Genomic DNA, 26185 nt, shown 5'->3' on the forward strand with positions numbered 1-26185 from the left:
GGGAGAATTGTGGAGAAAAGAGAGGGGCTGGGCGAGCTTGACGATAGCGACGGAACAGAGTACGCTAATCGTAAACAACGAGAACGTTCTTAGACGTTCTTTTGACAAAATAGTTTTATCTTCTATGAGAGAGAAGAAAAGAAGACGGATGTCCTGCGTGGGACGAGGATGAGGGCTTGACAAGAAAGCGTTTTTCCTTCATTCTAAATTATAGAAACGAGGATGGAGGAGTGGCGGATTGTGGCGAACGCCTCCATTTATCATGTAGACAGGATGAACATGAATCGACCCATCGGCTTTTTCGATAGTGGCGTAGGCGGTTTTTCCGTATTGCGTCGCGCCATGGAAACAACGCACAGACCAATCATCTATATAGGTGATACGAAGCGTATGCCTTACGGAATGCGCACTCCACAAGAAGTGGAGGCTTTTACGTTACAGTGCCTTCACGAATTGGAAAAACAAAATCCCGTTGCTGCCGTAATTGCCTGCAACACAGCAACGGTATTTGCCTTGCAACGTGCTAGGGAAACGTTCTCTTTTCCGGTCATTGGCGTGATTGACCCGGCATGTCGCTATGCGGTTCGCGTATCACGAACCAAAAAAATCGCGCTGCTTGCAACTCAGGCTACAGTGCTTAGTGGAAGCTATCAACAGACTTTACAGGCGATAGATCCTGATGTGGAAGTCATCGGCTGTGAAACAGCCGATTTGGTAGTTGCCATTGAACATGGGCATTTTGATGATGAAACAGCAGAGGAACTGATCCGTCATTATTTGGATCGGATTTCTTCCTTTCCGTATGACACCTTGGTTCTCGGCTGTACGCATCTTCCCCTGGCGCTCCCGATCTTTCGGAAATTCTTTCCGGCGGAGAGCGGTGTCACTCTGGTGGATCCGGCGGATCCGACGTTGGATGAAATCCTTCGCGTCATTCCTGCGGAGTCTGCCAATGAGGGGAGTATCGAATTTTTGGCAACCGGTGACGTTGCCGCGTTTCAACAAGTCGCCGAACGTTTTTTGGATTTGTCCGGTCGACAGGTCAACTTCAAGCAATTGAATGTTGAGTCTTTAGGAGGGAACAAATGACAGATACGTTGAATCCACTGGTAGCTGCGCAAGCAAAGGTAAAAGCAGCTTGCGAAAAACTGGGTGCCGATCCGGCAGTCTATGAACTGCTGAAAGAGCCCCAGCGCGTGATCGAAATCACGATTCCGGTAAAAATGGATGATGGTTCGTTAAAGACCTTCAAGGGTTGGAGATCGGCACACAGCTCAGCCGTTGGTCCGAGCAAGGGTGGCGTTCGCTTCCATCCCAACGTCAACATGGATGAAGTAAAAGCACTTTCGCTGTGGATGACCTTCAAGGGCGGCGCTCTCGGTCTTCCGTACGGCGGCGGTAAGGGTGGTATCTGCGTTGATCCTGCAGAACTTTCGAAGAGAGAATTGGAACAGCTTTGCCGTGGATATGTCCGCGGTCTGTACAAGTATCTTGGCGAGCGCATTGATATTCCGGCACCGGACGTCAATACCAACGGACAGATTATGAGCTGGTTTGTGGACGAATACGTCAAACTCAACGGCGATAAGATGGACATGGGCACGTTCACCGGCAAACCGGTTGATTTCGGCGGATCGTTGGGACGTAATGCAGCTACTGGCTTTGGTGTTTCCATCGTTACCCGTGAAGCGGCAAAACGTTTCGGTTTGGATATCAAAACGGCTAAAATTGCGGTGCAGGGCTTTGGTAACGTCGGTAACTTTACGGTTAAGAGCATCAATCGCCAGGGTGGAAAAGTTTGCGCATTGGCAGAATGGGATCGCAAAGAAGGCAACTACGCTCTCTATAACGAGAATGGCTTAGATTACGACAAGATGGTGGCGTATAAAGAAGAACATGGTACGCTCATCGGTTTCCCGGATGCGAAGAAGATTTCGGAAGAAGAATTCTGGACAGGTTCCTATGATATTCTGATTCCGGCAGCGTTAGAGAACGTCATTACCGGCGATTTGGCAAAGAAACTCAATGTCAAGTTGATCTGCGAAGCGGCGAACGGCCCGACGACGCCGGAAGGCGACAAAGTATTGGCAGAAAGAAATATTCCGTTGACACCGGACATCCTGACCAATTCGGGCGGCGTTCTGGTTTCCTACTATGAGTGGGTACAGAACCAGTACGGCTATTACTGGACAGAGGAAGAAGTCGAAGCCAAGCAGGAAGCGGACATGATGAAAGCCATCGAAGGCGTCTTTGGCGTTTGCGATGAATACAACGTCACTCCGCGCGAAGGCGTTTATATGTACGCCATCCAGTCCATCGACAAAGCGATGAAGCTGCGCGGCTGGTATTAATCCCTCTTGACCGATTGGCGTTCAGGACGGTTTGTTCTGCGATAGCATGAAGAAATATCCGATGGCACAACGTAGTCGAGTGCATTTCCACATGCCAAACGCCTAAAAAGGATTCATAGCCCCTCGGTGCTCGCCGAGGGGCTTTTTGTTGTCTGGATATTGCCAATGCGATATTGAAATGATATCATAACGATAAACAATAGAAAGGACTACACGTATGACAACGAATCAAAATGAACAAAAACCGTCTGCTTCTCCAAACAGTACAAACGCACCAAATGCACAAAAGGATCCCACGATTACACCGAAACGCATAACACGGAAAATAAGCGGATTCCTTCCCGTTTTGTGCGGCATTATGCTGGTGGCGGCTATTCCTCTTTTCGTTGTGGGAGCCATCATGCTCGATTCCGGAAATCCGGACGGTGGGGAGATGATGCTTCTTTCCGCCGCAGATCTTGTGGCATCGATTTTGCTGATTGCCTCGATTAAAAGCGTAAAACCTAATGAAGCTGCCGTTTATACGCTATTTGGCAATTACTACGGAACGATTCAGGAACCGGGGCTTTATCTGCTCAATCCATTTGCTTCGAGTGTGGGAGATCCGTACCAGAAACAGGTAAAGATGAAAAGCAACATCCAGACGGACGGACAAACCGTGGATTTTTCTGTTTCCCATGGTCGTTTATCGTTGAAAGTAAAAACGTTAAACAATGAGCGGCAAAAGGTAAACGACTTGTTGGGGAATCCGGTCATCTTAGAGACGGTCGTGTTTTGGCGTATTGTCGATCCGACAAAGGCCGTATTTAATGTAGACAATTATTTTGAATTTCTGTCTACCCAGTGCGACTCTGTCGTGCGCAACATCGCCCGTCTCTATCCTTACGATAATCTGGAATTTGACGATATCGCCGATAGTGAAAAGACCTTGATGGGTTCTTCGCAAGTGATTGCCGATGAAATGCAGCGTGCGTTGCAAGAAAAAATGCTTGTTGCCGGTATTTGTATTGAGGACGTGCGTATCTCGCATTTAGCGTATGCCGAAGAAATTGCCGCCGCTATGCTGCAACGTCAGCAGGCATCCGCAGTGGTTTCCGCACGCAGTAAAATCGTTGACGGCGCGGTCGGCATGGTGGAGATGGCATTAGCACAACTGGACGAAAAACATCTCGTAGCGTTAGATGAGGAACGCAAAGCGCAGATGGTCTCCAACCTTCTCGTGGTACTGTGCGCATCCAAAGAGGTTGCACCGATTGTAAACAGTGGATCGATTTACTGATGAAGACGAAAGAAAATAATACCGCGCGGAAGATGCCCAAGACGAGCGACGAAAAGCCTTTGGAAGAGAACGATCTCAAAAAACGGGAAGACCGCTTGCTTGCGCGGTTAGCGGAAGTGGAAAAGCGGGAAGAGCGACTCAGAGAAAGGGAAGAGACGCTTCACGCCGCAGAACAAGAGAAAAAACAGGTGCTTTTGCGCATCCCCCTTTCCCTTTGGTCATCTTTAGCGTGTTGGGCAGATCAGGATTTGCGCTCCATCAACGGACAGATTGAGTATCTGTTGACGCAGGCTGTGCGTGAAAAGAATAGGAAAGAATAAATAAAATAAGAAAAGAGGGGAGGCGGACAAAGAAAGGGTTCGATTGCCCTCTTTTTCCGCTAAGATAGAGAGGACGTTGACCGAATCGACGAACAGGCAAAGGAGAAGAGGGGTGAAGCTGCGAACGAAAATTATGATGCTGGTGGCCGTTGTCGTTGCGGCACTGCTATTACTGAATCACTATCCGGTTTCGATGAGTTTGCGCCGGACGGTGACGCGAGCAAATGCTTCTGCCTTAGCCGATTTGACACGTCAATTTGCCGAATCGGATGCGCTCATTCGACAGATGACGCTGCGCAGTAACCGCGACAGAAAAACGAAGCAAGGCGTGTCCACGACGGAAAAGAAAGTATCCGAAAATAATACGCGCGCAAGCGAACAACAAGCAGAACAGGCAGCCGAGGAAGAAATTTCGCGTCTTGCCAGGCGTTTAGAAGAATCAGACTACTGTTCAACGCTCACGATTCTTGATGTACAAAAGAATACCGTATATCAATCGGATAAGAGCGATCCGGAGAAAGAGGCTATCCAGCGAATAAAAGAACATTCGATGGAAGAGGAAATACGCCTTCTTCCGGAAGGAAGAGACGAGAAAACCACGCTGATGGTCGCCCTTCCTATCCATACGAAAGAAGGGGAACTGTTAGGGCAAGTTATTGCCTCGTTACGCTATGGGGAAGGACAAACCGGTCTGCAGGAAGCCGTAGAAAAAACACAACGGGATTTGAATGCGATGACGATGCTGGTGATGTTGATTGCGCTGTTTATCGGATGGGATTTGACGGACAAGATTAAGGGAAGCATGTTTAATCTTGAGCCGGAAGAGATTGCACAACTTCTGGTGGAGAGAAATGCGCTGATCGACGCCGTTCGTGACGGCATTATCGCTGTCAATGAAGAAGGTGAGGTTCTTCATTGCAATCGAACGGCTTCCCACCTCTGTCAAGAAAATGTCGGGCATGAAATCAACGCTTTTTCGGAGATGTTTCCGGAAATGTCTCTCGCTTCCTTATTAGCGCGACGACTGCCGCTGTTTGATTATGAAGGCTATATCGGAAAAGAAAGTATTTATGTGAACTTTATTCCGCTGACGGTGGATAATTCTACGCGAAAGACCTTGTTGATGACCTTTCGTCCAAAAAAAGAAGTGGTTCGTTTTGCGGAAGATATTACTGGCGTGAAAAGTTATATTGAAGCACTGCGCGCACAAATGCACGAATTTCATAATAAATTGCAGGTGGTTTCCGGCTTGGTGCACGAAAAAAATCTTCCGGCACTGCAGGAATACATTGATGGTCTGCTACACCTCAAGCAACGCGAAAAGGAGAATATCCGCGGTAAAATTCACGATCCGATTCTCGGCGCTTTTCTGCTGAGCAAATTTGACCGTGCGGCAGAAAAGAAGGTGGATTTGCTGTTAACGGAGCGTTCGCACGAAGAGAGTGTTTGGGACAGCGATCTGGTACAAGACTTGGTCGTTATCAGCGGCAATCTTTTGGACAATGCCTTCGATGCGGCGCAAACATCTGCCATGCGCATGGTGACGTTGGAAATTACCGAAACCGAAAAGGAAATCACCATCGCCGTGTGGAATTCTGGAGAGCCGATTCCGGAAGAACAAATGGAGCATATTTTTGAATACGGTGTAACCAGCAAGAAAGAAGGAAACGGCATCGGTCTATATTTGGTGAAAAAGGCTTGTGCAAGGCATAAGGGGTATGTTTCGGTTTCGAGCGATAAAGAATCGGGAACAGAATTTGTAGCGCATATTATACAGGGGGAGGAAGTATGAACGACGGAATATTGATTATTGAGGACGATCCGCAGGTAGCCCAGATGACAGGCGATTACCTTGTCCATAATGGATATTCTGTCGTGGGTACAGCAAGCAGCGCAGAAGAGGCGATGACCTTGTTAGCGGAAAATCGCGTTTCTCTTGTCCTGCTGGACATTTATTTGCCGGAAGCCTCCGGTTTGGATGTTTTGCGTACCATTCGTCAGCAGCAGGAGCAGATTGAAGCGATCATTCTTTCCGCAGCGAAGGATAGCACACAAATACGTGAAGCGTTTCGTTTGGGGTGCGTAGATTACATCATCAAGCCGTTTACGTATGAACGGCTTTCGGAAGCCTTGGATAAATATCGTAAGCGTCGTTTGTTATTGGAAAAGGACAGCCTGAACCAGCACGAAGTGGACATGCTTTCCGGAAACAAAAGCAGAACGACGCCATCCGCTCTCGATTTGCCAAAAGGAATAGACCGCAATACGTTAAAGCGGATTTGCCAAGTTATGCAGACGAAGAAAGCCTCTTTTTGTGTACAGGATGTTGCGGAAGAACTGGATTTGTCCAGGGTGACGGTAAAAAAATATTTGGATTTTCTTGCGGAACAGAGTGTGTTGCGCAAAACATATATCTACGGCAATATCGGCAGACCGCTTAATGAATATCGAGTGGCATCAGATCCGCAGGCGTATCGTCAAATGGAGGCGTGGATCGCTTAGTTTACTTTCAAAAAGAAGAGAATACTTTCATAAACAGAATCTATTCGGGAATGAGGATATACTGAAAACGGCTGGTGCATAGCGTTTTCGGATGCGCGTCATGCACCGTAGTACCGGTAGAAAGGGGGTCGCTTGCAACGCCTTGAACAGTGGGGAGAACGTTTCTTTTCCCTCCAACAGAACGGAACTACTTTGCATACGGAAATCTTAGCCGGCGCAACTACATTCGCGACCATGTCGTATGTTTTGGCAACCATCCCGAATGTGCTTAGCGAGGCAGGTTTACCCAAGGGTGCCGTATTGACCATGCTCATTTTGATGGTCGCCATTTGCAGCATCGCCATGGCACTGTACACCAACAAGCCCATTGCGATGGCACCGGGCATGAGCTCCGTTGCGGTTGTCGGTTCTATTACAACGTTGACCGACATTCCCGTGGAAGTGGCTTTCGGGCTTATCTTTCTCAGTGGCGTAATCTTTTGCGTTATTTCCTTTGTGGGACTGCGCGAGTTAGTGGTTAACGCCATTCCGGCGAGCGTGAAGTTTTCCATCAGTGCCGGCGTAGGACTCTTTATTGCCCTAATTGGCTTAAAAGCCGGTGATATTGTGGTGACCAGTGCAGCAGGCTCGCTGAGCTTCGGCGATTTGCACTCCACAAAATGTCTTTTGTTCAGCGTGGGATTTCTGGTCTTGCTGGTATTGGAAGCGCGACGGTTTCGTGGGAGCATGATCGTTTCGATTTTAGTCGTGACGCTTTTGGCGATTCCCTTTGGAGAGACGGTCGTTCCGGAAACGATGTTTCAATTTCCGGCAAGTCCGGCGAACGTCTTGTTTCGCTTGGATATTCTTGGCGCTTTGCGACCGGAGTATTTTCCGTACCTTTTTACCTTCTTTGTGCCGGACTTCTTCGGGACGATGGGCATTATTTTAGGCATTGCCAATCGTGCCGGATGGCAGGATGAACAAGGGAATATGCCGGGCATCGACAAGTGTTTTAAGGTGGACTCAATGGCGACCGTAGCAGGCAGTTTTTGCTCTATGCCGGTAATGACTTCTTATTTGGAGTCCGCAAGCGGCGTAGAAGACGGCGGACGTACAGGCTTGACTACGATGGTTACTGCACTGCTGTTTATCCTGATGCTGTTGCTCACGCCGGTCGCGCTGATGATTCCGCCGGTGGCAACCGGACCGGTCTTAGCCTACATCGGTTTACAAATGCTTGGCGCGATGAAAAACATCAATTACGACGATATGACCGAGGCCATTCCGGCTTTTCTCGCCGTAGCGATGACGGTATTCACGAATAACATTGCCAACGGGCTGTCTCTTTCGGTATTGTGCTATGTCTTGTTGAAAATAGCTGCCGGTAAGAGAAAAGAGCTGCATCCTGCCATGTATGGATTATCGGCTTTTCTCGTGTATTACTTATCCACCCTGATTTAACAGGGAACGCATCCGACGGGAGCTTCCTGCGTACAAAGCTCTTGCCTATTTTATAGGCTTTTCTCGTGTGCGCCGAACGTTGAAGGAGGAATCATGAGCAGTTTCAGCACCGCATTGGAAAAGCGCTTTCAGCTGAAAGAGAACAAAACGGATGTTCGTACCGAGTTGTTAGCTGGGGTGACGACGTTTGCCACCATGTCTTATGTATTGGCGACAATTCCGAATATGCTGGAAAAAGCGGGTTTAGTACGTGGAGCGGTACTTACCGCATTGATTATGGCCATTGTGGTTTGCAGTGTAGCGATGGCACTTTATACCAATCGTCCGTTCTGTCTTGCCCCGGGCATGAGTTCCGTAGCCATTCTAAGCTCAATCGACTCAATCGGCATGAGCGTAGAAGTGGCATTCGGATTAATTTTTATTGAAGGCGTAATCTTCGTCATTATTTCGTTTGCCGGATTGCGCAATATCATTGCAACGGCAATTCCTGCCAGTATCAAGATTGCTTTGAGTGGCGGTATTGGTTTATACATCGCTCTCATTGGCTTAAAGTCTGGCGGCATCATTGTTGCCAGCGAAAAGAACACTTTGATTTTCGGCGATTTAAGCACGGCGAAGGCTCTTATGTTTGGCATCGGCTTTTTGCTGGTATTGATTTTTGAGGCAAGAAAAATTAAAGGAAGCATGATTTTATCCATCATCCTGGTTACGTTGGTGGGCATTCCGCTTGGCGTAACGAAATTGCCAACCAACTTATTCAACCTGCCTTCCGGTATTGGGGATGTGACGTTCCGCATGGATATTTTGGGCGCACTGAAACCGGAATATCTGCCCTGGCTCTTGACGTTCTTTGTTCCGGACTTCTTTGGCACGATGGGTATCATTTTAGGCGTTGCCAACCAAGCCGGCTGGTTGGATGAAAACGGCGATATGCCGGGCATTGAGAAGTGCTTTAAGGTGGACTCCCTTTCTACGGTCGCCGGAAGCTTTTTCTGTATGCCGGTTATGACCACCTATCTGGAATCCGCCAGTGGCGTGGAAGACGGTGGACGTACAGGTTTAACGGCGATTGCGACCAGTGTGTTGTTTGCCCTGATGATTCTTTTTACGCCGTTGGCATTGATGGTTCCCGGTGTGGCAACGGGTCCGGTATTGACGATTATCGGCTTCCAGATGCTCAGTTCTATGCGCAGCATTGACTACAGCGATAAAACGGAATGTCTGCCTGCTTTTATTGCCGTAGCGATGACCATCTTGACCTACAACATTGCGAACGGTATGGCTCTTTCAATCGTTTCCTACCTGATTCTGAAAATCGCCGCCGGCAAAATCAAAGAGATCCCCAAGCCCATGTTTGTGGTCGGTCTTTGCATGTTGTTCTATCTGTATACGCTGATCTAATCAAGGCTCAACAACTTCTGTCATAGAAAAGCGCCGTAACGGGTTAACTCGTTGCGGCGCTTTTGTTAGCTTATAGTTTTTCCCATTTTTCCAGCAGGCTTTTAGGAATCATTAGCGCATCCTTAATCGTTTGGTATTTGTTTTTACAATAAATAGAAGGGTATGAATATGTCAACAGATAAAAAGGCGGATAGGAGTGTGTACTATATTACTGATATATAACTCACATAGAAAGGAAGGTGAGTCCAATGAAACTCTATTGATCTAACGTAATTTGTCTATAATAGCAAAAAGAGGTATGCAATGAGATGAGTATAAAAAATGGCGAGTTTTATTGGAGAGAGGTAAAAGGGCTAATTGATGTAGATTCTTAGTATAAGATAGGAGTACAAAATGAAGAAACAATATAAAACGGCTGTAACTTGGTTACTAATTGTCTGTTTATTGGTAGTTTCTGTTACTGTAAGAGCTCCTCGAGTGGAAGCGAGTACAAAACCACTAAGAAACAACCCATTCACCTATCACTATGAGACTATCCCTCGTACCTATGTTAGCAAGTATACGATTACACAACAGCAGGCGAGTAATAACAATTTATTTTACGGTGCAATAGGAACGATTTTAGGTGCTGTTCCTTATGTTGGAGTTGCGTATTCTGCTGGCTTTCTTGCAGTGAGTGCGATAGCCGATCCTATATCGGGAAAGGCGGGCACCATGGAAATATGGTCAGGAACTAAGAAAAAAATAGCTACGTCAGTAATTACCGGAAAATCACATGTAGTTGATGAGTGGGCACTGTACCGATTTGTTTTTACTGACCAAAGTGGCACTGTATTAATGGATAAGTCCGGACAAGTGAGGATGCGCTAATGATACTCAAAGAACAGCTTGAGGCATGGGAAAAAATCTATCAGGAAGTGAAACATCCTTATACGGAAAAGAATCGATCTTTTCTTCTGTTTCGTATCGGGCTTTCGCTTCTCATGCTCTGTTTATCGATATTGGTCTTGATGGATATTTTAGAGATTGTTGCCAAGTCCTTCGCCACATTTTCGTACATGACACCGCTTGCCTTGGCACGCTTGCAATTCTGGCTGGTTCTCCTTCTGCTGGGTATGGTGTTATTATTCTTAGGTATACACTATCGTAAAAAATGGTAATTTGATTGGACATAGTCGAAACGGATAAAGTCGTTCAGCAAAAATAAAAAAAGAGGCGCATGATTCGTTCATGCCCTCTTTTTTTGTTCAGTATCCATTGAAAAATAGATAAAAACAGTATTATCATCCCACGGCGAAGCGTCCCCGTCCGCGAGTCGCCTCTTCGACGAGTCCCACAATATAAATGGCAACATAGCGAGAGGACGAGGAGAAGCGAGCGACGAGCGGATGGGGTGGCTTGGCTATACGTTCGGTGTTTCTTCTCCGTAGACTTGCTTGCGCAATGCTTTACCTGTGGGCGTGGCAGCTAATCCGCCGAGTGCGGTTTCTTTGAGTGCGCTGCTCATCGTATCGCCGACCACTTTCATGGCTTGTAGACATTCGTCGGCAGGAATGTAAAGAGGAATGCCTGCCAAAGCCATGGAGGCAGAAGTGAGAGCAATAGCAGCACCGGAAGCGTTACGTTTGATGCAGGGAATTTCCACCAATCCAGCGACCGGATCACAGACAAGACCAAGTTGATTGACAAGGCTCATACCCAATGCGTCGGCACATTGTTGCGGTGTACCGCCTTTCAGCTCAACGAGGGCTGCGGCCGCCATTCCGGAAGCACTGCCGCATTCCGCTTGGCATCCGCCTTCCGCGCCGGCGATGGACGCATTTTTAGCGATGACGATACCGAAGCCTGCCGCCGTGAAAATGGACATGACAATATCGTGTTTTGCAACCTTTTCATCCTCGTAAAGCGTAGTCAAAATGCCGGGGAGAATGCCGCAGCTGCCTGCCGTCGGGGTTGCGACAATCTTGCCCATGGAGGCATTACAGTTTGACGTAGACATGGCACGGGCAATCACCTTCGTGAAGAATTCGCCGCCAATGCCACCGTTTTGTTCCTGTGCATAGCGAAAAAGGCGTGCGCCTTCTCCGCCGGTAAGCGAAGACGCTGAACGTAAATTGGGGTCAGCGCCGGCATGGGTCGATTCGATCATGACATCAAAGGATGCCTCCATCTGCTGATAGATGACTTCTTCGGGACGATTGAGCTGTAAAGCTTGGTCGTGCAGAATGATGTCGCTGATTTTCTTTCCTTGCTTTGTGGCTTCCTCGACAATTTCCTGAAAGGAAAAATAGCTTAACATGTTGTCTCCTTTCTATTAAAATGCATGAAAAACGGAAACGCTTCGCACATGGGGAAGTGTGGAGACATCCATTTTCAGGTTTTCCGGCGGATCCTGGTCAAATTCCAGCGTCATTAGGGCTGTGCCGCCCCGTTCCGAACGGGTCAGATTGAAATTGCAAATGTTCATTTCTGCATAGTGGCTGCTCAGAAGATTCGTGACCGCGGCGATTACGCCCGGCACATCATCATGGACAACCAGCATTGCGGTGTTATCTCCGGTAAAGTTGACGCGCAGACCGTCGATTTCATCGATGCGAATGTTTCCACCGCCTACGGATGCGCCCATAACCACACCTTCACGTCCGTTTTTCAGACGAAAATGAATGCGCGCGGTGTTGGGGTGGGCACCCGGAATATCACAGGGAACAAAGGAATAGTGTAACCCGCATGCCTTCGCAATTTCCAAGGCATCGCGCACTTCTTTATCGTCGCTGTGATAGCCCATGATACCGGCAAGAAGCGCTCGGTCGGTGCCGTGTCCGCGATAGGTACGGGCAAACGAACCGGAAAGTTCGATGATGACTTCTTCCGGCTGCTCCTCGTTCATGATTTTGTGCGCAACACGTCCCAGCCGACAGGCACCGGCTGTGTGAGAACTCGAAGGGCCGATCATTACCGGTCCGATAATGTTAAAGACGTTCATGGCATCTCCTTTCCAAAGCGTTTACAGACGTTCCTATAAAAACCGACAAAAAACCCGGGCAAAGCGTCAGAAAAAGGACGCTTTGCTCGGGAAAGGATCTTATTTTGTGGCGACTTTATGGAGAATCGCCTCGTCGTTGTATTTATCCACGATAGCGGCAATCGCATTATCACCGGAAACGTTGCAGGCGGTTCCGAACGAATCCTGTGTGATATAGAGGGCGACCATCAGAGCACAAATCGGACCCTGCGGATCGCCGGCAGGCATACCGAAGATGAGATACAGGAACGGCAGCGCGGTCATGATGGATCCACCCGGAGCACCCGGCGAGGCAACCATGGCAATGCCAAGCGTCAGGATGAAAGGAACCACGGTGCCGATGGAGATGGGCAGATTATTCATCAGGCAAACGGCAGTTGCACACGCGACAATCGTAATCATGGAACCGCACATGTGAATATTGGCGCACAGCGGAACGACGAAGTTGCGAATCTCGCGGCTAACACCATTGTGCTCAGCACATTGTAGATTGACCGGAATCGTAGCGGCGGAGGATTGTGTACCGATCGCCGTGAGATAGCCCGGAATCTGATTTTTGATCATGGTGAACGGGTTGCGCTTGGTGATGCTTCCCGCTACGGAGAACTGAATCAGCAGATACACCCAGTGCATGAGAATGACAACCAAGAACACTTTCCAGAGAATACCAAGGATGGTGAAGGTTTGTCCAGAATAGGTCATATTGACAAACGTTCCGCAGATATAGAGCGGAAGAAGCGGAATGATAATCTTGTTCAGGACGCGATCAATAATTTTGGCAAATTCGCCCATACCGGAATAGAGGGCATTGCCGATTTCTTTACCGCGCATAGTAGAGATGCTTAAGCCCAAAATGAAGGCGAAGACAACAGCGGAAATATTGTCCAGCAGCGGCGGAAGGCTCAGCGAGAAGAATGGTTCTAAGCTCTTTTCGGCTGTTTCCGTGATGGTTTTGACATCTTCTGCCGAGATGAAAGATGGGAACAGCGAGGAAGATACCAGGTAGGAAGCCGTTCCGGCAATCAATGTCGATCCGTAGGCGAGGATTACCGTGAAAAGCAAGAGTTTTCCTGCCCCCTGCGAGATGTCCGCAATACCCATGGTTACGAAAGCAAGAATCATCAGCGGAATAACGAATTTAATCAATAAGCTGACGAAGTTGGATACGGTAACTACGGTTTGCGAGAGAAACTGTGGTGCGTATTGACCGATCAGGATACCAAGGACGATACCAATAATCAGTCGGGGGACGAGACCGAGATGTTTCTTTTCAGTCTTTTGTGGGACATTTGGATTTGCGTTGTCCATAATGCACTCCTTATGTAATAATAGCCGGCTCACCGCAATCGGAACGAATAAAAGAAAATAAATTTCGATTCGATGAAAACCCTACGACACCCCTAATGTACACGAAATCCTCATATTTGTAAAATGCATTCTTCATGGGGAAAGACGGGGTGCTTTACGGGGGCATTTCGCACAATCCTAATTTTCCGCCGTAAATTTGCCGTCTATTTTACGGGGCATTTGGCATAATCCTGACATGCCCCCGTAATTACGCCGTCCATTTTACGGGGCATTTCGCTGTAGCGTGAGTAGAAAAGGTAAATCCACACTCTACCATTTGGGGACAGTTCAAAAACGAAAAACCCCCTCTACAGCAGTCTCAATGCCTGTAGAGGAGGTTTGCCGATAACAGAAAAAACACGACGCTCGTTTAACGATAGACAAAAGATGCGTAGATGTAGCATCTTCCTGACAAGCCACCTCGTCCGAGTGTCGCCCTTCCGCCCTTCAAGCCATCTTGCCCGCTCGTCGATCGATTCTCCTCGTCCCTTCGCCATGCTTCCTGTTTATTTTGTCGGGACTCGTCGAAGAGGAAACTTACGGACAGGATGACTTGGCTTTATAGGTCGTCTACCAGTGCACCGCTTTTGGCGTAGGCGGTGGAGCGCGCTTCGAAGAAGTCGGTGCGGATCATGTTGGCGTTGGAGTAATTGGAGACCCATTTCATGCTGTCGGGCTCTTCTTCATAACCGGAGAAAATGGGCTCAAGACCGAGTCCGGTGGCACGTAAGTTGCCAAGATAGCGGATGTAATCAACACACATTTGACCGTTTAAGCCTTCAAGGCGATTGCCGATAACATAGTCCGCCCATGCCATCTCTTGTTCCGTTCCCTCCTTAATCATGCGCTGATATTCATCTTGGAGCGTATTGCGGAATAATTCCGGATTTTCGTCACGAAGAGCATGGATGATGCTGCGGAAGAGCCAAAGATGCGTGTTTTCATCGCGGTTAATGTAACGAATCTGCTGCGCCGAGCCGGTCATGCGCCCGTTGCGCGCTAAATTGTAGAAGAACATGAAGCCACTGTAGAAATAGATGCCCTCTAAAATATAGTTACCGATCATTACACGCATGAAGTTATGGACATCCGGCTGCTGTTGAAAATCATTGTAAATGTCGCCGATGAACTTGTTGCGGCGAAGAAGATGCTCATCGTTTTTCCATTGATACAACACGGCATCGCGTTCATTCGGTTCACAGATGGAGTCCAGCATGTAGCTGTAACTCTGGGAATGGATGCATTCCTGATACGTCTGGATATGCAGACAGAGGTTGGTTTCATTGGCGGTGATATATTGGGAAATAGACGGAAGATTTGCCGACTGAATGCTGTCCAAAAAGATGAGAAAACTGAGAATCTTGTCATAGGCACGACGTTCGTCTTCCACTAATTGCGGATATTGCTTTTTATCTTGCGCCAGGTTGATTTCTTCAGGAATCCAAAAGTTATTCATGGCTTGGCGATACCAGTCGGAAACCCAATCGTATTTCATGTTATTGAAGTCGTTGAGGTTTGTGGTATTGCCGCCGATCATCCGACGCTTCACCAACTCCGTGTCACCATCCGGATTAAATAACGGATTTTTACGCATGTAGTCCATAATGATCCTTTCTCAGCCCATTTGGCTCTGCTTTTTTATAGCTGCTTTGCCGACACGTTATCCCTGTCCATTACCATGGAGAAATTTCATCATGCGCCGGAAAAGTCCTTCCTTTCCTATTATACCGCGCAGCTTTCACAATCCTCTACCTGCAGGCTCTTTGAGCGGATGTAATAGAGGGTTTTTAAGCCGGCATGATACGCCTCAAGATAGAGACTCAAAATCTGACGGAACGTGAAGTCGTTGGTAATGTAAATGTTCATACTCGTCGCCTGATCAATGTGACGGGTACGAACACCGGCGGCTTTGATAGACCAGGACTGATCCGTCTGATGTGCGGCATTGTAATAGACGTAATTGGAAAGACTGAGATCCGGTGCGACGCGCGGAATGAGACCGTTCTTCTTTTCATCATAGTAGAAGCGATTCATGATGGGATCTACGCCCGGCGATGTGCCGGCAATGATGGACGTAGAAGACGTCGGTGCGACCGCCAGCAGATAGCCGTTGCGTAAGCCATGCGTTTTGACATCCGCTGCCAAGGCTTTCCAACGTGCATCGGTATACTTGCGATCCGTGAAATAGCTGCCGTCTTCCCATGCTGATCCGCGGAAGTACGGATATTCCCCTTTTTCCTTCGCATTTTCCATAGAGGCAGTAATGGCATAGTAATTAATGTCCTCAAAGACGCGATCGGCAAGTGCCAAGTGCTCATCGGATTCCCAGAAGACTCGCTCATTGGCGAGTAGGTGGTGATAACCGGAAACACCCAGACCGATGGGACGGTAATTGCTGTTATTCACTTTTGCCGCTGCGACAGGGAAGTAATTCAGCTCAATAACGTTATCCAGTGCCCGTACCGCAGCCGTCGTAATGCGTTGGAATTCTTCAGCGTCGTGAACGTTGATTTTTCCTAGGTTAAGGCTCGCCAAATTGCAAACGACGTAATCTCCTGGCTTCGTTTTGGTTACAATCACCGGATCGCCGTCCGCCGTTTCGGTCGTGACAATGTCTTCGCTAAGCGTCTGGGTAGCAGACATATTTTGTGCAATTTCCGTGCAGAGGTTGGAACAGTAAATGATTCCTTTATCTTTGTTGGGATTGGCGCGATTGACAACGTCCCGATTGAAAGTGAACGGCGTGCCTGTCTCGACAAGACTTTTAATCATCAGGCGCACCATTTCTTTAATGGGAATCCAGCGCTTGGAAATGCGTTCGTCCGCCAGGCAATCCAAATATTTTTCCGTCCATTCTTTTCCGTAGGAATCTTCGAGCGCATAGCCTTTGATGGTAAGAATTTCGTGGGGATCCAATAAGCCCCACTGTCCTTCCATATTGGTTTCAACCTGTTCCCAGAAATAATCGGGATAGCAGATGGCAGGGAAAACGTCATGAGCTTTCATGCGGTCATCGCCGTTGTTGGTGCGCAGTTGTAAAAATTCCGGCACGTCTTTATGCCAGCAATCCAGATAAACCGCCACAGCCCCTTGCCGCACGCCGAGCTGATCAACGGCGACAGCGGTATCATTGGCTAAGCGCACCCAACGGATGACGCCGCCTGCCGCGCCCTTGAAGCCACGAATCGACGCACCTGCTGCGCGCACTTTGCCGAAATAGAGTCCCATACCGCCGCCAAATTTGGAAACGTTGGCGAAGTTGGTGATGGAACGATAAATGCCTTTGAGGTCATCGGGCACGGTATCAATAAAGCAGGAACTCAGTTGATGGAAGGGCTTGCGCGCATTCGCCAGTGTTGGGGTTGCCATGGTGACTTTGAGAGAGCTGAGCATAAAATAGAATTCTCTTGCCCAGTACAGGCGGCGTTCTTTTTCCGGAATAGCTAAAAAGAGCGCAATACCCAACATCATTTCCTGAATGGTTTCCAGTGGCTCAAGATCGAAGCTGCGCACGACGTAACGATTGACAAGCAGGTCATAGCCGGAATAATTGAACAAGAGGTCATGCGATTCGTCAATCCAGCCGGCAGCCTCTTCCAATTCCTCGGTGGTGTAGTGTTCTAAGACTTCGTCGCCATAGAGCCCTTCGGCGTGCATGGAGCGCAGTTTTTCCGAAAAATGAAGAGGACGAGGCTGGTCGATGCCGGGAACTTTCCCTTCCGTGATGCGTTTTTCCCAGGTTTTTTCCAAGCGTTGATGGTACTGAATGCCATAGAAGCGCGCAGCGATGAACTCCCAACGGGTAGCTTCTTCATCCGTCAGCTCGATAGCGGCGTGAATCAAGGCTTCCATGCGTTCGGCTACGCTTTTTCCTTCTTTATAGAAACTTTCAAACTTATAGAGCAGATGACGCAGGTCATAAACGTCTTCACGAAAAGCGTCTTCAATGGTTAACAGAACCTCATGCAGTTTCGGAACTTCCGGAAAATAGCCTTCTATGCGGGAACGAATCATGCGTTTTTTGCGGCGTTCCTCCCGATAGAGAATATAGCTTTTGGCGACTTCGTAGTGATCCGCCTCCATCAATTGCAATTCCACGCGATCCTGAATGGCTTCCACAGATAATTCATGGGCATCGGAGAAACGCTCTTCCACTCGATCGATGAGTGCGCCGAGCGCTTCCGCCGAAATGGGCTTGTTTACCTGCGCAAAAGCCTTCGCCATTGCCTGCTCAATCTTTTTTCTTTCGTACGGCACAATGCGGCCGTCCCGTTTTACGACTTGCATGGATAGTCCTTCCTTGTTCCTCGTTTGTCGGCAAAAGGTCATCTTTTCCCATTTTCTCGCTCGGTTCACACCGAGGGGGGATCGTTCTTATTCTACGATATATAGATTTTCTTGCCAAGGTAGAAAACAAGATATGGTGGAAACTTGAGAAAAGAAGAAAACAAAAAAGCCTTGAAGAAGCGCGTTTCCCACCACTGCCTCGTTTAGAAGAGATTTTGTCCTTAAATCTGCAGAAAAAGGATAGGTCAACGTTCGCTAAAAATTGGTTTTGCTCTATTGAGTAATTCACAACACTTGTTATGATTGTTATATAAAAGGCAAAATCAAAACGCAGGTTGATCGAAACTCTTTTATATAAGTACAGTTAAGCGGTGGAAAAAATATATTTTGAAAGGTAATCATATGTTAAATGCATTCAAAAAATTGTTGTCCTTTAATGATTGTAGGTGGACGTTCGGATATGTTTTTTTCAGTGTATGCAATGTCTTTGTTCTTCTGATCAATCCTTATCTTTCACAAAATTTTATCGATGCTATTGTCTCTTCTTCGTCAGATCAAGCCTTTTTCTTAGCTCAACTTCTTTTCGTCTTTTTTGTTCTCGGTCAATTCATAGGATTTGCACAAGATTATACAAAGGGGATGAATGAGAGGGCAAATTGGGAAAAGACGATCAAGCAAGCCGATCTTAATGCCGTAGGGTATGATCCGAAAAAGGTACATCTGACAGCCGGAGAAGTACATCAGCAACTCGGACAAGTTTATGAGATGGTTAAGGACTATTATATGGTTGCCCCCGTCGATTTGCTTATATGTCTTGTACAAGAAATTGCCATCTTGGTTTTCTTGGCGCAAGTTTCCTTTGTACATGCTGTTTGTGTAGGTGTGTTAACTCCTTTATTTTTGCTTATTTCGAATAGATATGGTAATCGGCTCGCGGCTTTTAACAATCAATCTTTGCATGACATGAAGGAAACCCGACAGCTCGTCGCTGACAAAACAGGTTTTTCCTTAAGTGATAGAAGTCATCAACAATCTTTTTTCAATCCCCTGAAAGGATATTTAGACAAATATCTACAGAGCAAAAAGCAAGCGATTTTAGTGAACTCAATCTTTACGAATATTTTTTCTTACGCCTTTCTAAACATCATTATTCTATTTTCATTACTTCTTTCTGGCTATTTTGTACTTCAGGGAAAAATGACATTAGGAACTCTATATGCTATTACTCTTTATGTTTCACGGTTTTGGTCTCCGATGGAAAACATTCTCGAATTATGGCGTGACTATGTTGAAAAAAAAGATATCATAAAGGATTTTTATACATACCTATCACCACCGAAAATGGAACGAATCACCAAGACAGTTTCATCAATACAACTTATTAATTATGTCACCTTAAACGAATGTGGAAACCCTCTTCATCAGCCTTTAAGCGTTACTTTTACCACAGGTAATTTTTATGTACTTACCGGTGAAAATGGAAGTGGAAAAACAAGTTTATTGTTGGCAATGCAAGGCTTCAGCAACCGATTTCAGGGTGAAATTATTCCCAATCATCAAGCACTCAATACTTCCTATCTCTACTCTCCCGCTGAGCCCTATGACAGTCAGTATTTCGAAAATAAAGTTGTGCAAAATCCATCGATGGGGCAAAAGAAAATGGCTCAATTAAAGAGAGACTGCATGGAAACGAAAGAAGTTTATTTCTTCGATGAACCAACGAATTATCTTGATTCCGAGAGGAAGAAGCAAGCGATACGAATGATTCAATCCTTAAAACGCGAAGATCGAATAATTCTTGTAGTCACCCATGAAAAATCGTTAATCCAGCAAGCAGATGTCGTCATCTCCTTGAAACAATAAAGACGAAGATCAAATAAATTCTGTCAAGGGGATGCGTAACGGTGGACTCTATGCAAGAGATACTTTTTTTGTCCTGTTCCGTGAAAGGGGAATAAGTATCGTATACTATAAGGCAAAACAAAGACCTACGGCGTAGGAAGCTGGTGATGCGCTTTCGAGCGGGATGATGACGGACTTTTTCGTCGGAAAAACGCAGTGAAAGCGAGAAGATGCGTCGAAAGGAACAGTGACATGGACGAAATACGACAAGCAACGTTGCAGGATTTGCCCATGGTGATGAAATTGCTGGCGATGGGTCGTGCACGGATGCGTGCGGAAGGCAACCAAATGCAGTGGCCGGAGGGAGAACCCTCCGAAGAGAAAATTCGTCGGGATATGCAAGCGCATCGCAGCTTTTTGCGTCTGGTGGATGGCGAAGCCGTCGGTACATTTTGCCTGTTAGAAACACCGGATCCGAATTATGCAAAAATCGATGGACAATGGCAAAACGACGCGCCCTATTTTACCTTGCATCGGGTCGCGGGAGATCCGGCTGTACCGGGGCTGGCTCGAGCCATGTTTCGTTTTGCAGAAGGGCGCGCCCGTGAAAGTGGTGTGGACAACTTGCGTATTGATACGCACAGGGACAACGTGGGGATGCAGCGCGTGCTAAAGAAAGCGGGCTTTGTCTATTGCGGCGTGATTCGCTTGGAGAATGGAGATCCGCGCGAAGCCTTTCAAAAGATAATGAACGAGTAAGAAAAAGCGAGAGAGCATGGAACAAAAAAAACAAAAACGATGGACATTTTTAGAACTGAATATGCTGCGTACCATTTTTGGTTTGGCGTGGCCGTCGATTTTGGAGAACTTAGCGACGACGATTACGAATATCATCGATACGGTGATGGTATCGCCTCTGGGCGCAGCAGCGGTGGCTGCGGTGGGTATTACCATCCAACCTATTTTCCTTTTTTTATCACCGATTATTGCCATGTATATTGCGGTAGCGGCGATTGTTGCGCGAAGAAAAGGAGAAGGAAAACGCGCCGAAGCAAACCAGACGGTAATGACGGTGTTGTTGGTTTCGCTGGTTATCTACCTCTTTATCGCGATAGTGATCAATCTTTTTTACGATCCCCTTTTGCGCTTTATGGGTTCCAATCCCGATATTCATGAAGATGCTGCGCGTTATCTGCGGATTCTTCTTACCGGGTCGATTTTTAACATCGCGACCATGATTATTAATGCCGGTCACAGTGGATCGGGTAACACGCGCGTCGCTTTTGTTTCTAACCTCACCGCGAGCGTAGTGAACATCACCTGTAACTATTTGCTTATTGAAGGACATCTTGGATTTCCGGCGTTGGGCGTAACGGGCGCAGCCATTGCTTCGGTGGGCGGACAGGCGTGCGGTTTGGTCGTCAGTATTACCTCGCTTTTCCAGCACGATAGTTTCATTCAGATACGGTATTGCGTACAAAAGAAGGTGCGTCCGGCTTGGGACGCACTCAAGGTTGTCGCCGCGCTTACCGTGAATATTTTTATTGAAAACCTGTTGATGCGTGTTGGGTTTATGGTTACGGCGATGCAGGCGGCAAGTCTTGGTACGGAGGTTTTCGCGACGCATAATGTGGGCATGAACCTTTTGAACTTTGGTTTTTCCCTTGCGAGCGGAATGCAGACGGCTGCCGTGGCATCAACCGGTTCGGCGCTGGGTGCTGGAAACAAAAAGAAGGCCATGGATTACGGCTACACCTGTCTTTCTATAGGAACGCTTCTGTCGGTGTTGTGGTTTATCATCTTGTTCTTTTTCGGCGGCGCGTTTTTCCGCATCACGTTTTCCGAGGCGAGTTTTATCCTCCGCGGCATTCGCATTTCTCGCTACGTCATGTTTATTGTGCTCTTCCAAATTATTTCCATCGTTTGTGCCGGAGCGCTGCGTGCTGCAGGAGACGTGCGATATACGTTACTGGTTTCCACGATTACGATTACCGTAATTCGTTCCGCGGTTACCATCCTTTTGGTTCAGTTTTGCAATATGGGTATTGACGGAATCTGGTTGGGCATTCTCGCCCATCAGTTTACGAGTGCCATCTTGATGTTGGCGCGCTTCCGTCGGGGAAAATGGGTGGAATTGAAGATTTGATGCAAGAGAAAGGAAAGCACATGAAAATCATCGAACGACTTGGCGAATTTTATCTCGGTCAGCATGTGGATGCCCAGACAGGGGACAAGCAGGATATCCCCTTTCTCTATGCATCTTCTGACCTGACCACGCATGCGGTGCTGGTTGGCATGACCGGCAGCGGTAAGACGGGTTTGGGCATCGATGTCTTGGAGGAAGCGATTGTGGATGGCTTGCCTGCCATGGTCATTGATCCAAAGGGGGACATGGCGAACCTCTTATTGGCGTTTCCTTCTATACAGGGAGAGCAACTTTTGCCCTGGATTTCGCCGCAAGCAGCAGAACAGGCAGGACTATCCGCTGAAGCGTATGCCGAAGAGGAGGCGAAGCGCTGGCAGGAAGGACGAAAGGCTTTCGGTATGGATGAAGAGCGAATAGCCCTTCTTTCGCAGGCGGATATTACCGTGTATACGCCGGGGTCGCGTATGGGCGAACCACTTTCCGTTATGGATTTCGGACAGCTTCCTCCGCAGACCATCTTGGCAGAAGAGGAGAGTTTTACGGGCTACGTGTCTTCCACCGCTGCCGGACTTTTGGCACTTGTCGATGTCGATGCGGATCCGCTGACCAGCAAGGCGCATCTGTTGCTCAGTACGATATTATCTGCACGATGGAAGGCAGGGCAATCGTTGGATATGCCGACGTTGATCGGCGCAATTCAGCAGCCGAATTTGGAGAAAATCGGCGTTATGCCACTGGAGGCGTTTTATCCCGAAAAAGAGCGAATGGCACTGGCGATGCGTTTTAATCAGTTATTCGCTTCACCCCAGTTTTCGGCTTGGCAGGAAGGGACTGCGCCCGATCCGCAGCGTTTGCTCTATACGCCGGAAGGCAAGCCGCGTGTAGCCATTCTTTCCTTGGCACATTTGAATGACCACGAGCGGATGTTTGTGGTGACGCTTATGCTGAATCAGATGGTGGGGTGGATGCGTCGTCAAAGCGGACAGTCCGCCCTACGTACACTTCTTTACATGGATGAAGTACAGGGCTATTTTCCACCAGTAGCCAATCCTGCTTCGAAAGCCCCCATGATGACGCTGCTTAAGCAGGCGCGCGCGTTTGGACTGGGCATCGTTTTAGCCACGCAAAATCCGGCGGATTTAGATTACAAAGGATTGTCCAACATCGGCACTTGGTTCATCGGACATTTGCAGACACAGCAGGATCGTGACCGCCTTTTGGACGGGATGGATGCGGATGGCACGCTTGCTCAAAATCGCAGCGAACTGAACGCACTGCTTTCTCGTTTACCGAAACGGACGTTCTATGTACATAATATTCATGCACGTGAGGATGCGTTATTTTCCACACGTTGGACCATGTCCTATCTGGCAGGTCCGCTGACGGGAACACAGCTTAAAGCCTTAACCAAAGGGACGATGGAAAGAACCGTTATTCGCGAGGAAGACAAGGGTACGGTTTTTTCGGATGCACCAATTCCGTCTATTGCGGATATCCCGGCGGAAAAAGATTCCGCCATTCCCACTGCGGCAGAGACAAGCGTCATCTCTTCTTCGTCCAGCGCAAGCGCTGTTTCTCCTACGGATGATGTAAGCCCGGTTCCTCCGCTTCTGCCGAAAGGAATTACCGCATATTATCATCCGGCTTCCGCTTCGGCGTCTTATACAGCGCACCTTTGCGGAAGCGCAAATATCTTTTATGAAGACGAAAAGGCGGGCATTGCTACCGAGAAGGCGTGTCTTTATCTCACGACGATTCCTGAACCGCCTCGCAGCGCCGATTGGGAGAATGCGCAAAAGGAGGATCCGGCAGCGTTTACTTTACAGGCAGAGGCTCCGCAGGGCGCTTCTTTCCTGCCGTTTTCGTTTGATGCCTTGCGAGGCGATACGGTAAAAAATGCAAAAGCATCTTTCAAGAATTATCTCTATGCCAATGAGCGACTGCGTGTATCTCGGCATCCCCAGACCGGAATTTATGGTCGTCCCGGCGAAGACGAGTCTTTTGCGATTCGTGTGGATGGCGCATTGCGCGATGCTCGCGATCAGGAAATGCAGAAAATCAAGGAAAAATACCAACGCAAATTGGATACGATGCAGGAACGTATCCGAAAAGCGGAGTTAGCTGTGCAGCGAGAAGAAACACAGGCGGAAGCGGCGAAGCAGAATACGATGGTTAGTGTTGGTTCAGCGCTTTTAGGCGGACTTTTCGGACGAAAGAAAATCAGTTCGTCGCTGGTAACTCGTGTAGGCAGTTCGGCACGCTCGTTCAGCCGTCAACGTGCGCAAGAGGAGGATATTCGGCGCGCAGAGGCGAATGTCGAGGCGTATCAACAGGAATTTAAGCGTTTGGAAGAGTCGCTTGCCGCGGAGCTGGAACAGGTGAGTGAACGGTTTTCCACGGCGCGTGATGCGGTCGAAGAGGTAGAAATTAAACCGAAAAAAACCAATATTCAAGTGCAGGATATTTTTCTGGTGTGGATGCCGGATGAGCAGTAACGAGAAGGCAACCGTAGAAAAGAGGAAGTTATGAAGTTTTCCCAGCGAAGTGAAACATTGAAGGCCTCCCCTATCCGCAAATTTTCGGATGCGGTAACTCGCGTGGAGGCTTCGGGTATTGAAGTGATTCCGATGAATATCGGTCAACCGGATATTCCGACACCGCCGGATTTTTTAGAGGCAGTGCGTCACTATGATGTGGATGTTTTGGCATATCAAAATTCGCGCGGTATGAAGCGCACGTTAGAAACCATGCAGCTCTATCTGCACAATTATGGGCTGGAATTTGCCTTGGATGAAATCTGCATTACCAATGGAGCGAGTGAGGGATTGAATTTTGCTCTTTCGCTTACCTGTGATGCCGGAGATGCCATTTTAGCGATGGAGCCTTTTTACACGAATTACAACAGCATCGCGCAGGTGCAGGGCGTTGGCATTGTGGCAGCAACGACCTATGCTAAAGACGGCTTCCGTGTTCCCTCGCTTGCCGAATGGGATCGTGTCATTTCGGCATCAGGCAAGGCGGATCGCTTGAAAGCGCTTATTCTTTCTTCGCCTGCGAATCCCACCGGAAGGGTGTATACGGATGAAGAAATGCGAATTTTGGTGGATCTCGTTGAAAAATACGATTTATGGCTGATTGCCGATGAAGTCTATCGTGAGTTTAATTATACGTCCCGCCCCTTCCATTCCTTTGCGGAATACGAAGAAATCAAGGATCGTGTGATTTTAGTGGACAGTATTTCCAAGAAATACTCCGCCTGTGGGGCGCGCATCGGTTCGTTGGCATCCAAAAACAGAGACTTCAATGAGAAGGCACTTCGCCTCTGCCAGACTCGCCTTTGTGTTTCGACCCTCGACCAAATCGGCGCTGGGGCGATGGATATTGTGGATGATGCCTATGTAGAGGACAATCGCCGTACCTATCGTCATCGTCGGGATGCTCTGCAAAAACGTCTTGAACAGATGGATGGGATTATCGCACCAGTACCGGAAGGTGCCTTTTATCTCATTATCAAGTTGCCGGTGGATAATGCAGAAGACTTTGTGCGCTGGACGCTGGAAAATGTGCGCGTCAATGGCAAAACGGTTCTCATGACACCTGCCGAGTCGTTTTATGCCACGCCGGGTTTAGGAAAAGACGAGGTTCGTCTTTCCTATTGCGTCAAAACGGAACGTCTTCTTGAAGCGATGGATATTTTGGAAATCGCGTTGAAGGACTATCCTGGCACATGTAAACAAGGTGCATAGCGAATTGTAGGGCAGCACAAGGTTTTTAAGCGTATGGAAGAATTTCGAAGAGGAAGCGACAGGGCGACCGTCGCTTCTTTTTTTGTAGACGCAGGACGGTGGACGATGTGGCCGGAATGGAGAATATAGGGCGCAGGGAAATATACCGAGCCAGTGAAAGTGCAGATCTAAAGACATTAATAATCGAGTGAAAGCATCGCGCAAGGAAAATGCTGACCAAGCGACAAAAACGAACACGACCCTGGCAGTCTATAGAATATTGGATTTGCCAGGGGTGAAAAATACGGGTGTGCCCCTGGCAAATGGTAAAAAAAGTCGGTAGCCAGGGGGCAAGAAGTGGCAAACACCCCTGGCAAATGGCAAAAAATGTCGATAGCCAGGGTCGCCTCGCCCGAAAACACCCCTGGCAAATGGTAAAAAAAGTCGGTAGCCAGGGGGCAAGAAGTGGCAAACACCCCTGGCAAATGGCAAAAAATGTCGATAGCCAGGGTCGCCTCGC

Annotated in this window: 21 protein-coding genes; 15 read left to right on the forward strand and 6 right to left on the reverse strand. The window is 48.0% G+C overall.

Features of this window, described 5'->3' with window-relative positions; all coding sequences use genetic code 11:
- Positions 1-222 precede the first annotated feature (222 nt).
- The 10 genes from murI to RDL68_RS01970 all read left to right on the forward strand — a co-directional run bounded on the left by murI (position 223) and on the right by RDL68_RS01970 (position 10456).
- Positions 223-1089 carry a glutamate racemase gene (gene murI / locus RDL68_RS01925; protein ID WP_308539985.1) on the forward strand — a complete coding sequence of 289 codons (867 nt, stop codon included), beginning with the start codon at positions 223-225 and terminating at the stop codon, positions 1087-1089.
- The gene (locus RDL68_RS01930) at positions 1086-2351 is read left to right on the forward strand and encodes a Glu/Leu/Phe/Val dehydrogenase (protein ID WP_308539986.1); all 1266 of its coding nucleotides are present in this window, start codon (positions 1086-1088) and stop codon (positions 2349-2351) included. The genes murI and RDL68_RS01930 overlap by 4 nt, the downstream gene beginning before the upstream one ends.
- A gap of 217 nt (positions 2352-2568) precedes the next feature.
- Positions 2569-3630, forward strand: a complete 1062-nt coding sequence (locus RDL68_RS01935) for an SPFH domain-containing protein (RefSeq protein WP_308539987.1) — start codon at positions 2569-2571, stop codon at positions 3628-3630.
- A 32-nt stretch (positions 3631-3662) separates the two neighbouring features.
- Complete coding sequence (locus RDL68_RS01940) at positions 3663-3950, forward strand: hypothetical protein (RefSeq protein WP_308539988.1); 288 nt, start codon at positions 3663-3665, stop codon at positions 3948-3950.
- A 112-nt stretch (positions 3951-4062) separates the two neighbouring features.
- Positions 4063-5742, forward strand: coding sequence for an ATP-binding protein (locus RDL68_RS01945; protein ID WP_308539989.1), 1680 nt, complete (start codon positions 4063-4065; stop codon positions 5740-5742).
- The gene (locus RDL68_RS01950; protein WP_308539990.1) at positions 5739-6452 is read left to right on the forward strand and encodes a response regulator; all 714 of its coding nucleotides are present in this window, start codon (positions 5739-5741) and stop codon (positions 6450-6452) included. The genes RDL68_RS01945 and RDL68_RS01950 overlap by 4 nt, the downstream gene beginning before the upstream one ends.
- A gap of 132 nt (positions 6453-6584) precedes the next feature.
- Complete coding sequence (locus RDL68_RS01955; protein ID WP_308539991.1) at positions 6585-7895, forward strand: NCS2 family permease; 1311 nt, start codon at positions 6585-6587, stop codon at positions 7893-7895.
- A 93-nt stretch (positions 7896-7988) separates the two neighbouring features.
- Complete coding sequence (locus tag RDL68_RS01960; RefSeq protein ID WP_308539992.1) at positions 7989-9296, forward strand: NCS2 family permease; 1308 nt, start codon at positions 7989-7991, stop codon at positions 9294-9296.
- A 393-nt stretch (positions 9297-9689) separates the two neighbouring features.
- A complete protein-coding gene (locus RDL68_RS01965) occupies positions 9690-10166 on the forward strand; it encodes a hypothetical protein (protein ID WP_308539993.1) in 477 nt (158 codons plus the stop codon).
- Positions 10166-10456 carry a hypothetical protein gene (locus RDL68_RS01970; protein ID WP_308539994.1) on the forward strand — a complete coding sequence of 97 codons (291 nt, stop codon included), beginning with the start codon at positions 10166-10168 and terminating at the stop codon, positions 10454-10456. Before RDL68_RS01965 ends, RDL68_RS01970 begins: the two co-directional genes overlap by 1 nt.
- Positions 10457-10698: 242 nt before the next feature.
- Here RDL68_RS01970 and sdaAA read toward each other — a convergent pair whose 3' ends face one another.
- From sdaAA to RDL68_RS01995, 5 genes are all read right to left on the reverse strand, one after another.
- Complete coding sequence (sdaAA, locus tag RDL68_RS01975) at positions 10699-11595, reverse strand: L-serine ammonia-lyase, iron-sulfur-dependent, subunit alpha (protein ID WP_308539995.1); 897 nt, start codon at positions 11593-11595, stop codon at positions 10699-10701.
- A 15-nt stretch (positions 11596-11610) separates the two neighbouring features.
- Positions 11611-12279 carry an L-serine ammonia-lyase, iron-sulfur-dependent subunit beta gene (gene sdaAB, locus RDL68_RS01980; RefSeq protein WP_308539996.1) on the reverse strand — a complete coding sequence of 223 codons (669 nt, stop codon included), beginning with the start codon at positions 12277-12279 and terminating at the stop codon, positions 11611-11613.
- A 99-nt stretch (positions 12280-12378) separates the two neighbouring features.
- On the reverse strand, positions 12379-13626 hold the full coding sequence (locus tag RDL68_RS01985; protein ID WP_308539997.1) for a dicarboxylate/amino acid:cation symporter: 1248 nt from the start codon (positions 13624-13626) through the stop codon (positions 12379-12381).
- Between the two features lie 598 nt (positions 13627-14224).
- Positions 14225-15268 (reverse strand): ribonucleotide-diphosphate reductase subunit beta, encoded by a 1044-nt coding sequence (locus RDL68_RS01990; RefSeq protein WP_308539998.1) that lies wholly within the window; start codon positions 15266-15268, stop codon positions 14225-14227.
- Positions 15269-15387: 119 nt separating this feature from the next.
- Complete coding sequence (locus tag RDL68_RS01995; protein ID WP_308539999.1) at positions 15388-17952, reverse strand: ribonucleoside-diphosphate reductase subunit alpha; 2565 nt, start codon at positions 17950-17952, stop codon at positions 15388-15390.
- 387 nt (positions 17953-18339) lie between these two features.
- On the opposite strand from RDL68_RS01995, the gene RDL68_RS02000 reads away from it, so the two are divergent.
- The 5 genes from RDL68_RS02000 to RDL68_RS02020 all read left to right on the forward strand — a co-directional run bounded on the left by RDL68_RS02000 (position 18340) and on the right by RDL68_RS02020 (position 25686).
- Entirely contained in the window at positions 18340-19815 is a 1476-nt protein-coding gene (locus RDL68_RS02000; RefSeq protein WP_308540000.1) for an ABC transporter ATP-binding protein, read from the forward strand.
- Between the two features lie 231 nt (positions 19816-20046).
- On the forward strand, positions 20047-20553 hold the full coding sequence (locus RDL68_RS02005; RefSeq protein ID WP_308540001.1) for a GNAT family N-acetyltransferase: 507 nt from the start codon (positions 20047-20049) through the stop codon (positions 20551-20553).
- Between the two features lie 16 nt (positions 20554-20569).
- Positions 20570-21940, forward strand: coding sequence for an MATE family efflux transporter (locus tag RDL68_RS02010; protein ID WP_308540002.1), 1371 nt, complete (start codon positions 20570-20572; stop codon positions 21938-21940).
- Between the two features lie 20 nt (positions 21941-21960).
- Positions 21961-24435 carry a hypothetical protein gene (locus tag RDL68_RS02015; protein ID WP_308540003.1) on the forward strand — a complete coding sequence of 825 codons (2475 nt, stop codon included), beginning with the start codon at positions 21961-21963 and terminating at the stop codon, positions 24433-24435.
- 30 nt (positions 24436-24465) lie between these two features.
- On the forward strand, positions 24466-25686 hold the full coding sequence (locus RDL68_RS02020) for a pyridoxal phosphate-dependent aminotransferase (RefSeq protein ID WP_308540004.1): 1221 nt from the start codon (positions 24466-24468) through the stop codon (positions 25684-25686).
- 176 nt (positions 25687-25862) lie between these two features.
- Here the strand turns inward: RDL68_RS02020 and RDL68_RS02025 are convergent.
- Positions 25863-26185, reverse strand: a 323-nt coding sequence (locus tag RDL68_RS02025) for a hypothetical protein (RefSeq protein WP_308540005.1), incomplete at its 5' end; no start/stop codon positions are given.

This window comes from uncultured Murdochiella sp., assembly GCF_902488755.1.
Taxonomy (GTDB): Bacteria; Bacillota; Clostridia; order Tissierellales; family Peptoniphilaceae; genus Murdochiella.

Excerpts from the sequence above, each read along its gene's own strand:
- RDL68_RS02015 (WP_308540003.1), top strand. The coding sequence starts at position 21,961 with ATGAAAATCATCGAACGACTTGGCGAATTTTATCTCGGTCAGCATGTG.
- RDL68_RS01990 (WP_308539998.1), bottom strand. The coding sequence starts at position 15,268 with ATGGACTACATGCGTAAAAATCCGTTATTTAATCCGGATGGTGACACG.
- RDL68_RS01950 (WP_308539990.1), top strand. The coding sequence starts at position 5,739 with ATGAACGACGGAATATTGATTATTGAGGACGATCCGCAGGTAGCCCAG.
- RDL68_RS01985 (WP_308539997.1), bottom strand. The coding sequence starts at position 13,626 with ATGGACAACGCAAATCCAAATGTCCCACAAAAGACTGAAAAGAAACAT.
- RDL68_RS01940 (WP_308539988.1), top strand. The coding sequence starts at position 3,663 with ATGCCCAAGACGAGCGACGAAAAGCCTTTGGAAGAGAACGATCTCAAA.
- murI (WP_308539985.1), top strand. The coding sequence starts at position 223 with ATGGAGGAGTGGCGGATTGTGGCGAACGCCTCCATTTATCATGTAGAC.
- RDL68_RS01995 (WP_308539999.1), bottom strand. The coding sequence starts at position 17,952 with ATGCAAGTCGTAAAACGGGACGGCCGCATTGTGCCGTACGAAAGAAAA.
- RDL68_RS02010 (WP_308540002.1), top strand. The coding sequence starts at position 20,570 with ATGGAACAAAAAAAACAAAAACGATGGACATTTTTAGAACTGAATATG.
- sdaAA (WP_308539995.1), bottom strand. The coding sequence starts at position 11,595 with ATGTTAAGCTATTTTTCCTTTCAGGAAATTGTCGAGGAAGCCACAAAG.
- RDL68_RS01970 (WP_308539994.1), top strand. The coding sequence starts at position 10,166 with ATGATACTCAAAGAACAGCTTGAGGCATGGGAAAAAATCTATCAGGAA.
- RDL68_RS01935 (WP_308539987.1), top strand. The coding sequence starts at position 2,569 with ATGACAACGAATCAAAATGAACAAAAACCGTCTGCTTCTCCAAACAGT.
- RDL68_RS02020 (WP_308540004.1), top strand. The coding sequence starts at position 24,466 with ATGAAGTTTTCCCAGCGAAGTGAAACATTGAAGGCCTCCCCTATCCGC.
- RDL68_RS02005 (WP_308540001.1), top strand. The coding sequence starts at position 20,047 with ATGGACGAAATACGACAAGCAACGTTGCAGGATTTGCCCATGGTGATG.
- RDL68_RS01960 (WP_308539992.1), top strand. The coding sequence starts at position 7,989 with ATGAGCAGTTTCAGCACCGCATTGGAAAAGCGCTTTCAGCTGAAAGAG.
- RDL68_RS01965 (WP_308539993.1), top strand. The coding sequence starts at position 9,690 with ATGAAGAAACAATATAAAACGGCTGTAACTTGGTTACTAATTGTCTGT.
- sdaAB (WP_308539996.1), bottom strand. The coding sequence starts at position 12,279 with ATGAACGTCTTTAACATTATCGGACCGGTAATGATCGGCCCTTCGAGT.
- RDL68_RS01930 (WP_308539986.1), top strand. The coding sequence starts at position 1,086 with ATGACAGATACGTTGAATCCACTGGTAGCTGCGCAAGCAAAGGTAAAA.